Source organism: uncultured Methanobrevibacter sp., from assembly GCF_947170395.1.
Taxonomy (GTDB): Archaea; Methanobacteriota; Methanobacteria; order Methanobacteriales; family Methanobacteriaceae; genus Methanocatella.
Map to the genome: position 1 here is coordinate 22,646 of NZ_CAMVTE010000013.1, position 13,393 is coordinate 36,038.

The following is a 13,393-nucleotide window of genomic DNA, read 5'->3' on the forward strand; positions in this document are numbered from 1 at the left end:
TTTGATGTTGTACGGACTGATGAGCTATAAATATACTATAAATCTCGGAAATGAGATTCAAAGCATTGCCGCAAGAAGATTCCTTCCAAAAGCGGACTTTTATATTGACCATGAAAGGCTTCATCTGTTTAAAAACCCCGAAAAGGTAAAGATGATTATGAACGGATGGTATCTCGACTGTCTTGAGGCATGGCCGCCATCCCGTGACATCGAGCCCCTTTTAATATCCATGCATTTCAACAGCTCAATAAATGAAACCAAGGACGTGATACTTTCCGATGAAAGCAGGGACTATTTTTCATCATACGGTCCTGTGGGATGCAGGGACTATCCGACACTTGAGCTTTTAAGCGATAACGGCATCGATGCATATTACTCAGGATGTCTTACACTGACATTTCAGGGCTCAAAGCCTAAAAAAGACCACAGATACGTTGTGGTAAACTCCAACAACTCACAAAACATTATTGATTACATTAAGACAAAAACAGATCTGCCGGTTTATGACATAAATCAGGTGACCACACTTTCATATGACGGGAAATATCTCAAAAACCCGAAGCTTGACCAGAAGCTGACGTCATTTTACAGCGTTGATGAAAAGTTTCTGATGGCTGAAAATCTTTTGGACATCTACGACAATGCAACATGCGTCATTACAGACAGGATGCATGCCGCACTACCTTCACTTGGACTTGAAACTCCGGTGCTTTTCATCAATGATGCAAGCTGGGGCCTTGAAAGGCTTGAAGGAATATCCGAGCTTGTAAGGGAGACAACATTGGAGGAATACATGGATGACTATTCCGTTTTTGATGTTGAAAACCCTCCGAAAAACCCCGATGACTATATTAAAATTAGAAATGATCTTATAAAAAAGGCCGAAAAGTTCACAGGCCATATAAATGATGACTACACTTCACACTCCCAAAGCGAGAAGGATTTGAAAAACAAGCTTCTGATTTCAAGAACATACCATGAAACCAAAAGCTACATGAGTGAGGTCAACCACATTAACAGACAGAATGCCGGAAAAATCAAATCACAGCAGGAAAAAATAGCTTCACTTGAAAAGAGAATCAAGGAACTTGAATCAAAAAACGGCAACGGCATTTTGGGATTTTTAAAAAAGGATAAATGATGCATATGAAATTCGGCTTACTGACATACAATTATACTATTAATCTGGGCAATGAAATCCAAAGCATAGCTGCAAGAAGGTTTCTGCCGAAAATAGACTACAATATAGAACATCACAAGATTCATGAATTCGATAAGGACACAGACGTAAAGACAATCATGAATGCATGGTATCTAAACTGCCCTGAAGCATGGCCGCCGTCTGAAAACATTGATCCTCTTCTGGTTTCAATGCATTTTGCATCAAATGACTTTACACAAAAGGCTGTCGTATCTGATGAAAGCAAACAGTATTTTGAAAATCACGGTCCTGTTGGGTGTCGTGACGAATACACAATGGATTTTCTAAATAAAAACGGAATTGATGCGTATTTTACAGGATGCCTTACACTGACACTTGACACTGCAGGCAAATACAACCCGGCAGATGAGGACAGCGAATACATTCTTTTAAACTGCGACAGTTCCAAAAAGCTTATTTCATATCTCAAGGACAAAACCGATAAAAAGATTTATGCAATTAACCAGGATTATGCACCTTCATTTAAAAAGGCATGGCCGGGAATGATTCCAAAGACATTGTACAACCACACTTCATATTGGGACAGTCAGGAAAAGCTCTTTCTGGCAGAAAATATGATTAGATTATATGAAAATGCAAGCTGCATAATAACAGACAGGCTTCACTGCGCTCTTCCTGCACTGGCGCTTGAGACTCCTGTAATGCTTTTCAACTCAAGGGCAAAACAGGACCGCTTCAACGGTTTATACAGATTGCTTCTGGTTTCCAATTTAAAGGAATATCTCGATGATTTCTCAATCTTTGATGTTAATAATCCCCCTGAAAACTCAGATGAATATATCCCTCTGAGAAAAGATTTAATCAACAAATGCCGCAAGTTTACAGGTCACATCAATGATTCATGCTACAAGACCAGAACCTACAGTGAACTTCTTGAAAAAAACGCATTATTGTTTTCAAAGCAGGCACAGGATACAAGGGATTATATTGTTGATGTGCTGAATAAATCAGAAGAGTATGAAAAGGAAATTTCACGCCAGGCTGAAATCATTAAAAAACAGGAAAAAATAATCACAGAAATGCAGAACTCCAACAGCTGGAAGCTGACAGGACCTTTAAGAAAAATAAGGAAAAAATAATTATTTTCCCCTAAAGATTTGCATTATCCTTCTGAGGGGCTTTGTAATTTTCCAGCTTGTTGATGATAAAATTTCACTTTTGAACTGCTTTAACTTTCTGTTTTCCAAAAGAGCATCATCGAATTGTTTTTTGAATTCTACTTCTTCAATGAAATCGTTTATTTCACATTCGACATATATGTCAATAAACAGTTCCTCCCACATCGGAGCGATTTGTGATAGTGTATAGTGATTGATTATTTTCTCTTTTCCCTTTTTTCCCATCTCGATGGCAAGTTCCGGATTGTCAAGCAATTTCAGTATTGACTCGGCCAGTTTCTGCTTGTCGTTTTGTTTGATAAGAATTCCGTCAACGCCATCGCTGATAAGTTCACTTGGACCGTAATAGCAGTCATAGCTGATTACGGCAGTTGAATTTGTCATTGCCTCAAGAATTGACAGCGGCAGTCCCTCATGCTTTGATGTCAAAAGCATTACAAGTGATTCCTGCATCGGACCTCTTATATCTGATGAGAATCCCATAAATTTAACTCTCTCTTCCAGCTTCAAATCGATGACCAGTTTTTTGAGTCTGTCATCTTCCTTCTGTTCATATGCGTTTGAAGCTCCGCCGTATATTTCAAGGACTGCATCATCGTTTTGTCTGCACACAATTTCAAATGCTTCTATTGCCTCTGAAATTTGCTTTTCAGGTGATATCCTTGAAAACATTGAAATCTTGTTTAAATCCTTTTCAACATCGCCGTATTCAAGATTGTCTTCAAACACAAAATTCGGAATGACGACAAGCTTGTCGGGATTATATAAATCCTTCAGGTCATTTTTAAGGTCGTTTGTAAGTATGACTAGCCTGTGTATGCTGTTAAAGTTTTGAAGGTGATTGATTTTAGGGCTGATTTTGTTTTTCGGATTGAAGTTTATAAACGGACTTCCATGCATGGAACCTATTTTATATGCATCTTTTGTTGAAATTCCGTTGGCGTCATACCAGTGTGAAGTGGAATCGCATATTATAAATGGCTTGTCCTCATTGAGACATATCTCATCAAGGAAATGATATAAAAATTTGTTCTGGTCAGCAAATTCACATGTGATGTTGGAAGATCTTTCTTTAAGGGTGAAACTGTCATCTGATTTGTCGTGTGTAAGATAGTTGAAGCCGTCTTTTGTGAAGTATTTTTCAAATTCCTCGCACTGCTGGTATACCAGACATCCGTCAATATATGTTTCGGTTCTGATTTGGCCAGATTCGTCAAAATAGCTTAATGTAGTTGATTTATCATTGTTTTCCTTATGCACAATGTCATCGGAAATGTCTGATGTTAATGTCGGCTTATTTTCACCAAGAGTGTTTTTGCGGGAATAGTATTCATAGATATTGATAAACTCAAGGTTATCTGAAAACAGGTTCTGAGCCTTAAAGAACTGTTTGATGAAGTCATAGTTTTTTACAGGACCAATGTTTAATAGTGTGATTTTATAGCCTTCCTCAGCAAGGAAATTGGCTCTGTATAAAACGGTACGTCCAAGTCCGCCCATTTCGATTTCAAGTTTGGGAGATAAAAAATAGATGTTTTTGTCTTTAATGATGTTTTTTATTTCATCCTTTTTGGACGGTAACTCAAAGGATAGCAGTTCACACAATTTCAATGCACTGTTGTACTCGCCTGAGGCGATTAAATCAAGCAATGTTTTATGTTTGACGCACAAACTTTCATAATCGAGATTTTTAACTTCAGGAGCAATATATTTCATCACGTCGATCTTTTCGCTTCTTGTGGTGCTGCTTGATATCAAACCGTCAATCCACACGCTAATGTTGGATTCATCCCATCCGTCGATTAGGTCAGTTTTGTTTTTATTCCCGTTCATGTTATTACCTGATTTAAAATTTGTTAAATCTGATTTATATATTATTGTTTGGAAAAAATATATTAGATATTTCAAATAACATATAATTTAAGAATTAGTGGAGTGATTGGAATTTATAAAAAAGAAAGAATAAAATATTATGACCTGTTAAGGACATTGGCGATTTTCGGGGTAATCATATCCCACGTGTTTTTGATATTTCCGAATGCTGAAGTAATGCATTTCAAGATAGTTTCGTTCAGGCAGGTATTCATGTATGCCGTGCCACTGTTTTTGATGATAAGCGGTGCTCTGTTGTTGAACAGAGACATTGAAATAAAGGAATTCTTTAAAAAGAGACTTTCAAGAATCATCACTCCGTTTGTTTTTTACATGATTGTCCATGTCATTGTGCTGTGTTTTGTACTGACACTCTTTTTTGACTTTAAGCTGATATCATGTTATCTTGCGCTGGTTCCATTTGAATACAACTGGTATTTCTGGCTTATTTTGGGCATATACATTACCGTTCCGGTCATAAACAAGTTTGTCCAGCATTCCTCATTAAAGGAAATCGAGTATTTCATTGCCGTTCTCTTTTTGGGGTCAATCTTTTATCAGATAATGTTTATCCTCAACATCACACACTACGTCAACCTGAATCTGGTGCTGTGTCCTGTGGCATATCTTGTTTTGGGATATTATCTTTCAGTCAGGGACTTTGACATGAGCCCAAATAAAATAATTGCAATATCCATATTGCTTTTCATTGCCATAACCGCTATCAAGGTGCTGTCCGTTGACGGCTATCTTCCGTTCGAATATGTGACTGGCTATGACATCACAACCTCTCCAAGGGTTGCAACAAAAGTTGATTTGGGAATATTTGAACTCATAAGGGTTTCATCCCTGTTTTTAATGGTAAGATATCTGTTTGAGTCAAAATCAGGAATAGGCAAAAAAATCAGAAACGTCTTTGAAAATAGCTCCATTGTTAATGCATACACTTCCATAAGCAGGGCAAGCTATGGAATGTATCTTGTAAACAGGACAGTTCTCATTCCCGTTGAGCTGATGGTTGCCACCATGGCGCTGAGCGGAACCAGAACATGCATTTTCATATTGATTTTAATGGTTGCGGCCAATCTCATAGCATACATTGTAGTAATTATCTTCAACAGGATTCCGTTTATCAAAAGGTTTTCAGGATACCATTAGGTGGCATTATGAAGCTTTCAGTGATAATGCCCGCTTTCAATGCTGAAATGTATATCAGAGAAGCCATTGAAAGCGTTCTTGACCAGGATTTTGATGATTATGAGCTTATCGTTGTCGATGACGGTTCAACCGACGATACATTAAATATAATAAATTCATTTGATGATTCAAGAATTAACACAATCACTCAAAAAAGATGTGGTCCCGGAGCTGCCAGAAACGTGGCATTGAAAATGGCCAAAGGTGAATATGTAATGTTTCTTGACAGCGATGACTTTTTTTTGGATGATGCTTTCAGGACTGCCTACAGTGAGGCAAAATCAAATGACACAGACATTTCCATTTTTCAGATTATAAAATATCATGAGGGCACATTCAGCCAGAACGACTGGTTCAATCTCGATAACTTCACAGATGATTTTGAAAACAGGGTATTTGCACCTGAAGAGTGCTGTAACTTTCTTTTTGACATTTCAGTAAGTGCCTGTCAAAAGATTTTCAAAAGGCAGTTTCTTGAAGACATCGGCGCCGAATTTCCTGAAGGAATATACTTTGAGGACATGCCCTTTTTCTTCTATACTTTTTTAAGCTCAAAAAGAATTTCAATCATTAAAAGGCATCTTTATGCCCGAAGAAAACATTCCGGATCCATTACCGAGTCAGTTGATGAAAAGTTTCTTGACACCGTCGAGGCAGGCCAAATCATGATGGACATCTTTACTGAAAACGGATGGTATGATACATACAAATTTGATTTGATTGCCTTTAAAATCAATGGTCCTCGATATGCTTTAATGGGCATTGAAGAAAAATACCAGAAGGACCTTTATGATTTAATTAAAACGGACTACGAATCAATTAAATCAGGTCCGTATTATGAGGACTATCTCAATAATCTCGGACCCGTCAAAAGAAAGTTCTTTCATGACATCCTTATGTCAAAGGACTTTGAAGATTTTAAATCACTTTAAATATTTTCAAGGACAATATATATCCAAGAGGTATTGACTATGAACATAAATGAATATAAGGGTCATATCGGAAAGATATTGTTTGGTTTAAGTGTGCTGATTTTTGGCGCAATGATTTTTACGCCGTTGAATAACGTTTTCATTCACGCAGATGAATATTTTACTCTTTTTGTCGTTAAGTTTTCACTTTTTGACATCATAAACATTAACGTTCATGACGTTCACCCGCCGCTGTACTACATTATCGTAAAGGCAGTCGAAAAGCTGCTTGGTGCAATGAACGTTTCATACAGCAGTCTGTTTTTAATCAAGATAATGTCAATCATCCCGTACGGTTTGATATTGGTTTTCTCAGCACTGCAGCTGAGAAAGGAATACGGATGGCTGAGCGTTGGAATATTCACATTCGCCCTCGGATGCATGTCACAGTTTTTCATGCATTTCATACTTGGAAGGATGTACAGCCTTGGAATTGTTTTCCTTCTGATTTCATTTTACTTCATGAAAAACATACTGAAGGACTGCGATACCAAATCATGGATATTCTTTACAGTGTTTTCAGTACTGGGCGCTTATACTCATTACTTTGTAGCGATATCTGCAATTGCCCTGTATCTGATGGTTCTCATATATACTCTTTTAAACAAGCAGTCACTTAAAAAATGGCTGATATCAGTTGCATGCGGAATTGTAATGTATCTTCCGTGGATTTATTCACTCATAAACCAGCTTGCAAAGGTACACAAATCATACTGGATTAAGAATCTCACATTCGGCTATTTCATAAAGTGTCTCGGATATTTTTCAACAAACAGCGATGCCGTAATCATACAGATTCTCGCAATTGCGGCACTGGTATTTTTCATTTACGCGCTCTTTAAAAACACAGACGGCATTCTGGACAGTGAAAATTACTTCATCCTGAGCGGTATTGCAGCGTTTGTTTTGACACTTGTTATCGGAAGCGTTGTTTCAGTTGTCTTCAAGCCTATTCTTGTTGCAAGATATCTCATTCCGGCCTCAGCCATACTCTGGTTTGCAGTTTCAATACTTGTTGGAAAGATAGAAAACAGCAGAATACTGACCATTTCAATAGTTTTAATCATGCTTTTAAGTGTCTGTGCAGTTGCAGATACCGTAAGCTACAACGACACACTTCTTCATGACGGTACAGACCATGCAAAACTTCTGGATAAAATAAATGAAGGAGATATTGTAATATTCAACTCAGGTGTCGGGCTTCTTGAATTTGCAGACTATGTAAATGCCACAGACATATATACAATAGAGCTTGACGAGCCTTTGGGTCTTTCAGATGATGCAATGCATCAAAGATATGACTTTAAGGAACTTAACGCTACAGGTATCGAGAATCTTGTTTTGGAAAACCCCGACAAGAAAATCTATCTCGTCGATGCATGGGGAGATGAGAAATTCGACAATCTCAACAAAACAGATGCGGGCAAAATCGTTAACGTCAAATTCTATGAGGTCTGAAAAAGAATCTGATTCCAAATAAAATCGCAGCCTGCAAAATAGCTGATAAGAACTGATGTGACAGTTAAAACAACAAATATATAAAATACTTGAAGGGGTGCAAACATGATGAATACTATCGCCCCTATTATTTCAGCTACTGCAAATATTGTTCTTTTGTTTTTTATATCTATATAGCTCAATACGCCAAGCACGACAGGTGTGAATATGATTGCCAAAATGTAAAGACAGGACATCTCAAGGCTTATTATGCCGTAAAGCGGTTTGTTTAAAAGATACATATAGAGATACATTTCAATGACTGTGAGGAAAAATCCCTGAACCCCTCCGCAGATTGCCTGTGAAAGAGTATGCTTTTTTAAAAGAACCCTTGACCAAATTACAAAAGGATAGATGATGCCAAAAAGAGCACCCAAAGGGCCTAAAAGTAATATCAATGCGCCGATCGGTCCGCTTATGCCTGTGGTGTGAACACTAATTTTCCATTTTGATGTGATAATCAGGACAACTCCCGTATTTACGCAGTAGCATAAAAGAAGGAGCGCCAGAAAGTTATCCGCATCAGCAAAAAGACACACCAGAAATCCGATGAAATATGATATGATGCCGACAACGAGTGGGGCAAATCTGTCCTGGCGGTTTGAAATGTCAAAGTCGGTATTGAGCCTTTTTGCCCAAAACACAATAATTAGGATAGGCAATATTGAAGTGAAAACAAGTGATATTGCCTCCATGACAATGAACTTTCCTAAATTAAAAATGCCGTTTTCAAAGGACAGTATCACACAGATTATTAAAAATAACGGTATGGTAATTATCGGTGGCTGTGTCAAATCGGAAATCCTTTTTGCAATTTTTAATTTATTCATAAAACTATTTATTTGATATTTTAATTAATAAGTATTATGAAAATCAATCAAAAACCAAGAGCAATGATGTTTCCCGCACCTGCAGTGGTTGCAAGTGCATATGACGAAGATGGAAAAGCGGACTGCTGTACACTGGCATTTGCAACAATGTGTTCCCATCACCCGCCGGCAGTAATGATAGCAATCAACACCACACTTAAAAGAAAAACCCTGAAAAGCATTCTCCACACAGGGGAGTTCTGCATAGGTTTTCCAAGCGTTGAACATGTGGCCGAAACAGATTATATGGGAATAGCTTCAGGATATGATACAGACAAAATCAGGGATGTGGGATTCACGTTTTCCGATGGGAAAGTGGTAAATGCACCAATCATAAATGAATTTGCAGCATCACTTGAATGCAGGTTAATTCATACGGCAGATGTCGGAAGCCATACTCAACTTACAGGTGAAATCGTCAATGTCCGGGCAGAAGAGGATATACTGGATGAGAAAGGCAAAATATCCTATCAAAAACTAGACCCGATATGTTATGATGACGTTTCACACACTTACTTTTCAATTGGCAGCCATGTTGGCGATGGTTTTAAGATAGGGCTTAAATTCAGGAAATGATTTAAATTGTTGCAGTGTCAATAGTTGTCAATGCAACATTTATATATGATGAAGATATATCTATAATAATGAAATCATTAGTAGTATATTATTCAAGATCAAATATAACAAAAAAACTTGCAGAAGAAATAGCCCGAAAAACAGATTCAGATATAGAAGAAATTAAACCTAAAGTAAATTATCACGGTAAATTAGGATACGCTCGAGGTGGAAAACACGCAATCCAGGAAAAAATAATCGACCTGGAGACTTTGCAGTATGATCCGGGTGATTATGATCTGGTATATCTTGGAGCACCTGTCTGGGCATCCAAAGCGGCAAATCCATTAATAACCTACATAAAACAGAATGAAGGAAAATTCACAAACGTCAAATTCTTCATCACCGCAGGTGGAAGCGGATTCGATTCAACTTTAGAACAGCTCGAAGAAAAGGTAGGAGTCAAACCGCAAAAAACTCTTGCATTAACAACAAAAGAAGTCAAAAAGGATTTATTCAACTCCCAACTTGAATCATTTTTGGAATAGCGGATAAGAATGTCATTGGAAGAGTTTAAAAATACCGAAGCTTCTAATCTTTCTGTGGGAAAACTGATTTCGATGATTGCAAGAGGTCATGCAATCTACATCAATCACCACATTGCAGAATATGATATAAACTCAACACAGCTGCATCTGCTTTACGAAATATCATACAAGGACAATATCAACCAGGAACAGATATCCAGAAGATGCAACATCAACAAGGGAGCCGTTGCCAGGTCAATTAAAAAGCTGGAAGATAAGGGATTTGTCATAAGGCAGGTGGATGAAAACAACCGCCGCCAGAATAAGGTTTCACTTACTCCAAAAGGAAAGGAAACCCTTGATAAAGCAAAGAAAATCATTGAAAAATGGGAAAATGAAGTGATTCTTGAAGAAGGGTATATTAAAAAGGAACTTCTGCAGCAAATTTTAAAGGAAATAGCTGTCAAAACAATAGAATTAAATCAGGGGAAGAGAAATGAGTAAAAGCAAAAACATTGAAATGATAACAGGAGATCCGAAAAGGGCAATCAGGAAACTGGCATGGCCTATGATGGTTTCCATGCTTCTGATAATGTTATATAATCTTGCAGACAGCATATGGGTAGCGGGACTTGGAGCTGACGCTCTGGCTGCAATAGGATTTATCACACCGCTTTTTATGGTGCTTATAGGACTTGGAAACGGTATAGGTGCAGGTGCAAACTCACTTATTGCAAGAAACATAGGTGCAAAAAGGTATGATGAAGCAAACAATTCAGGTCTTCATGCGGTGGTGCTGTCAATTATCGTTTCAATCATATTCACAGTTTTAATTGAGGTCTTTATGGTGCCTATCCTTCAGTTTATGGGAGCAGGTAAAACAATAGGATATGCAATGGACTACAGTTACATCATATTCGGATTTCTGTTCGTATTCGTTTTCTCAGGTGTTGCATCAGCAATATTCAGGTCCGAAGGTGACATGAGACGTGCAACAATAGCAATAGCAGTTACCGCAATTTTAAATATTATTCTGGATCCCTTATTTATCTATATATTAAATCTCGGAATTGCTGGAGCAGCATGGGCAACAGTAATATCAGCAAGCATGTCATGTATTGTAATGAGCTACTGGATATGGGGCAAAAAGGATTTATACCTTGATTTGTCACCTAAAAACTTCAAATATTCCTCAAGAATCATGATTGACACACTGCAGGTTGCAATTCCTTCAACACTGGAAAACGTTATTTTCTCAGCATTGGCCATTATCATCAACTCACTTCTTGTAATGGCTGCCGATACAACTGCGGTTGCGGTATATACCGCATCAATGAGGATTGTTCAAATGGCAATGATTCCGCTTTTGGGTATTGGAACTGCAGTACTGACAGTTTCAGGCGTTGCATATGGTGCGCACAATCACGTAAACCTCAAGACTGCCCATTCCTATTCAATCAAACTGGGTTTTCTCTTCTCAATTTCAATAGGAATCGTGATGTATGTATTTTCATCCCAGATTGCAACAATATTTTCATACACTGCAGCAAGTGCTGCAATGGCGCCTCAAATTGCAACTGCAATATCCGTTCTTACCCTCTTTGTGCTTGCAATTCCTCATGGTATAATGTCATCCATGATGTTTCAGGGTGTCGGAAAAGGAGTATATTCTCTAATAATTACTCTTTTAAGGTCACTGATACTTGAAAGCGTATTCGCATATCTTTTTGGATTCATATTCGGATGGGGAGTGGTTGGTATATATGCCGGTGTGGTATTCGGTTGTTTTGTCGGAGGAACCCTCGGTTACATCTGGGCGAAATTCTTTATCCGTGAATTCAAAAAGATTTCCATCAGAAAATACGTACCGCAAAATGAATGAATAAATAGTCCGAAAACGGACTATTTTAAAACTTTTTTTTTTAACTGGCCGAATTGACCTTAATGAATATGCAGTTTTTGAGTTCTCCGACTTGTGTGGTGTTCAAATCGTCAGGAAGTTCTATTTTTGAGTTTTTATCGACAATGAAGTATATGTCCTTGTCGCTGTTTTCTGCAACGTCCTCATTGAATTTGAAATTATAGTTAGGAAGATTCAATGTGGTAATGTAGTCGGGCCTGTAGGTTTTGTTGTCTATGGTGAACTTGTAGAACTGCTGTGTTTCGTTGAGCTCATCAAAGAAACGGACGTATTTGGTCATCATATCAAAAATGACTATTGTGTTATTGTTGTTCATGTCATCGAGAAGGTTCTGGATTTCAACTGTCTTGTCATAGGTATCTGAAATCTCACTGTACTGATTGGCAATGCCCGCACATCCGATTACAAGAATAAGCAGTGTTACCAGTATCATTGACTTGTTGAATGTGAACTTTGACATGAGTATTGAAAAAGCAAGCCAGAATATGCCTGCAGCAGGAACCAGAATTCTTGGAAGCAAGATAGGTTTAAACAAAAGGGATACGATAATGCTTAAAACCACGGTTGCGATGAATACGAAAACTCCGCTTAATATATAATAATCATCACTTTCATGATTTTCATAGTATCTTTTAGCTGCAAATGCCCCGACAACCAGAATAATGACTGAAAAGATGCATGCAATTGCAAATCCGAATGATGGAAACGCTGATGCAAATGATGTGATTGAGCTTTCAACTGTAGGGGTTTTAATCCAGTATGACTTGTGAACGCCTGATACCTGATTTATCAATGTGAAAAGCCATGGTAGATACAGGATGACGTTCAGGGCACATGAAATGATGAAATTTTTAAGCTCTGATCTGTCTTCAAATATGATGTGCAGTAAAAGGAAGAGGTAAATGCATATTGAGGTAATCGCTGTTGCATAAAAGCAATAGGCTCCCAGAACTGAAAATACGGACAGTAAAACCCAATATTTAAGACTTGGTTTGTTTAAAATGTCGAGAGCATAGATGAAACTTATCACTATAAACAGCAATCCCCAGCTGTACATTCTTGCTGTGAGATAGAAGGTAAGGAAGTTTGCCATTGCAAGAACGGTAAATGCAAACAGTCCGCCTGCATACCAGCCGTATTCCTTTCTGATTTTGGTAAGTGAAAATCCGAGAAGCACAATGTAAGGAATTAGTGAAATGAATTTTACAAGTATGACTTCATTGAAAGGTATGTTCAATAGCATGAAGACTTTTAAAACCGCTTTAACGATAAAATAGTACAATGGAGGGTGCACGTCGGCAGAGGTAAGTGAAATGATATTCATGAACCCCAGCTTTACCAGACCATTTGTAAACCATTCATCGATTGAGAGAAACGGCTTTGCAAAAAGCAAATAAATCATCAGTCCAAGTCCTGCAAATGAAATTAGAAACAGTATCTTTCCCGTAAGTTCCTTTTTATTTTCATATTTATCCATAATATCCCATTTAAAAATAATTGACAAGATTATATTTATTTATTATAATATTTAAAATCTTGAGATGTCAATTTTTCAATTAAATATATTAACATTATTTTTCATATTTAATAATGTAGTAAGGATTTAAAACACGAAATGCGCAAATAATTCTTATTACATGACAT

At 37.5% G+C, this 13,393-nt stretch carries 12 protein-coding genes; 9 read left to right on the forward strand and 3 right to left on the reverse strand.

Annotated elements, in window-relative coordinates; translation table 11 throughout:
• Positions 1-4 precede the first annotated feature (4 nt).
• Together Q0W04_RS05025 and Q0W04_RS05030 are read left to right on the forward strand one after the other, a co-directional pair.
• Positions 5-1,141, forward strand: a complete 1,137-nt coding sequence (locus Q0W04_RS05025) for a polysaccharide pyruvyl transferase family protein (protein WP_298500977.1) — start codon at positions 5-7, stop codon at positions 1,139-1,141.
• A gap of 5 nt (positions 1,142-1,146) precedes the next feature.
• The gene (locus tag Q0W04_RS05030) at positions 1,147-2,301 is read left to right on the forward strand and encodes a polysaccharide pyruvyl transferase family protein (RefSeq protein ID WP_298500979.1); all 1,155 of its coding nucleotides are present in this window, start codon (positions 1,147-1,149) and stop codon (positions 2,299-2,301) included.
• Here Q0W04_RS05030 and Q0W04_RS05035 read toward each other — a convergent pair whose 3' ends face one another.
• Positions 2,302-4,173 (reverse strand): glycosyltransferase, encoded by a 1,872-nt coding sequence (locus tag Q0W04_RS05035; protein ID WP_298500981.1) that lies wholly within the window; start codon positions 4,171-4,173, stop codon positions 2,302-2,304.
• A 102-nt stretch (positions 4,174-4,275) separates the two neighbouring features.
• Here Q0W04_RS05035 and Q0W04_RS05040 point away from each other — a divergent pair, with 102 nt between their 5' ends.
• From Q0W04_RS05040 to Q0W04_RS05050, 3 genes are read left to right on the forward strand one after another with little or no spacing between them, the layout of a single operon-like run.
• Positions 4,276-5,370: an acyltransferase gene (locus Q0W04_RS05040; RefSeq protein WP_298500983.1), complete on the forward strand. Its 1,095-nt coding sequence runs from the start codon at positions 4,276-4,278 to the stop codon at positions 5,368-5,370.
• An 8-nt stretch (positions 5,371-5,378) separates the two neighbouring features.
• A complete protein-coding gene (locus tag Q0W04_RS05045; RefSeq protein ID WP_298500985.1) occupies positions 5,379-6,341 on the forward strand; it encodes a glycosyltransferase family A protein in 963 nt (320 codons plus the stop codon).
• A gap of 39 nt (positions 6,342-6,380) precedes the next feature.
• Positions 6,381-7,838, forward strand: coding sequence for a glycosyltransferase family 39 protein (locus Q0W04_RS05050; protein ID WP_298500987.1), 1,458 nt, complete (start codon positions 6,381-6,383; stop codon positions 7,836-7,838).
• Here the strand turns inward: Q0W04_RS05050 and Q0W04_RS05055 are convergent.
• Complete coding sequence (locus tag Q0W04_RS05055; protein WP_298500989.1) at positions 7,826-8,707, reverse strand: hypothetical protein; 882 nt, start codon at positions 8,705-8,707, stop codon at positions 7,826-7,828. The two genes, Q0W04_RS05050 and Q0W04_RS05055, sit on opposite strands and share 13 nt — an antisense overlap.
• 36 nt (positions 8,708-8,743) lie before the next feature.
• Here Q0W04_RS05055 and Q0W04_RS05060 point away from each other — a divergent pair, with 36 nt between their 5' ends.
• The 4 genes from Q0W04_RS05060 to Q0W04_RS05075 all read left to right on the forward strand — a co-directional run bounded on the left by Q0W04_RS05060 (position 8,744) and on the right by Q0W04_RS05075 (position 11,710).
• Positions 8,744-9,322 (forward strand): flavin reductase family protein, encoded by a 579-nt coding sequence (locus Q0W04_RS05060; RefSeq protein ID WP_298500991.1) that lies wholly within the window; start codon positions 8,744-8,746, stop codon positions 9,320-9,322.
• 68 nt (positions 9,323-9,390) lie between these two features.
• Positions 9,391-9,849: a flavodoxin gene (locus Q0W04_RS05065; protein ID WP_298500993.1), complete on the forward strand. Its 459-nt coding sequence runs from the start codon at positions 9,391-9,393 to the stop codon at positions 9,847-9,849.
• A 9-nt stretch (positions 9,850-9,858) separates the two neighbouring features.
• The gene (locus Q0W04_RS05070; RefSeq protein WP_298500995.1) at positions 9,859-10,332 is read left to right on the forward strand and encodes a MarR family winged helix-turn-helix transcriptional regulator; all 474 of its coding nucleotides are present in this window, start codon (positions 9,859-9,861) and stop codon (positions 10,330-10,332) included.
• The gene (locus Q0W04_RS05075; protein WP_298500997.1) at positions 10,325-11,710 is read left to right on the forward strand and encodes an MATE family efflux transporter; all 1,386 of its coding nucleotides are present in this window, start codon (positions 10,325-10,327) and stop codon (positions 11,708-11,710) included. Before Q0W04_RS05070 ends, Q0W04_RS05075 begins: the two co-directional genes overlap by 8 nt.
• A 40-nt stretch (positions 11,711-11,750) precedes the next feature.
• Here the strand turns inward: Q0W04_RS05075 and Q0W04_RS05080 are convergent, their stop codons facing one another.
• Positions 11,751-13,226, reverse strand: coding sequence for a hypothetical protein (locus tag Q0W04_RS05080; protein ID WP_298500999.1), 1,476 nt, complete (start codon positions 13,224-13,226; stop codon positions 11,751-11,753).
• Positions 13,227-13,393 lie beyond the last annotated feature (167 nt).

What these genes read in the sequence shown, in the direction of transcription:
- Q0W04_RS05065 (WP_298500993.1), top strand. Translation starts at nt 9,391, where the DNA reads ATGAAATCATTAGTAGTATATTATTCAAGATCAAATATAACAAAAAAA.
- Q0W04_RS05045 (WP_298500985.1), top strand. Translation starts at nt 5,379, where the DNA reads ATGAAGCTTTCAGTGATAATGCCCGCTTTCAATGCTGAAATGTATATC.
- Q0W04_RS05035 (WP_298500981.1), bottom strand. Translation starts at nt 4,173, where the DNA reads ATGAACGGGAATAAAAACAAAACTGACCTAATCGACGGATGGGATGAA.
- Q0W04_RS05030 (WP_298500979.1), top strand. Translation starts at nt 1,147, where the DNA reads ATGAAATTCGGCTTACTGACATACAATTATACTATTAATCTGGGCAAT.
- Q0W04_RS05025 (WP_298500977.1), top strand. Translation starts at nt 5, where the DNA reads ATGTTGTACGGACTGATGAGCTATAAATATACTATAAATCTCGGAAAT.
- Q0W04_RS05050 (WP_298500987.1), top strand. Translation starts at nt 6,381, where the DNA reads ATGAACATAAATGAATATAAGGGTCATATCGGAAAGATATTGTTTGGT.
- Q0W04_RS05080 (WP_298500999.1), bottom strand. Translation starts at nt 13,226, where the DNA reads ATGGATAAATATGAAAATAAAAAGGAACTTACGGGAAAGATACTGTTT.
- Q0W04_RS05060 (WP_298500991.1), top strand. Translation starts at nt 8,744, where the DNA reads ATGAAAATCAATCAAAAACCAAGAGCAATGATGTTTCCCGCACCTGCA.
- Q0W04_RS05075 (WP_298500997.1), top strand. Translation starts at nt 10,325, where the DNA reads ATGAGTAAAAGCAAAAACATTGAAATGATAACAGGAGATCCGAAAAGG.
- Q0W04_RS05055 (WP_298500989.1), bottom strand. Translation starts at nt 8,707, where the DNA reads ATGAATAAATTAAAAATTGCAAAAAGGATTTCCGATTTGACACAGCCA.
- Q0W04_RS05070 (WP_298500995.1), top strand. Translation starts at nt 9,859, where the DNA reads ATGTCATTGGAAGAGTTTAAAAATACCGAAGCTTCTAATCTTTCTGTG.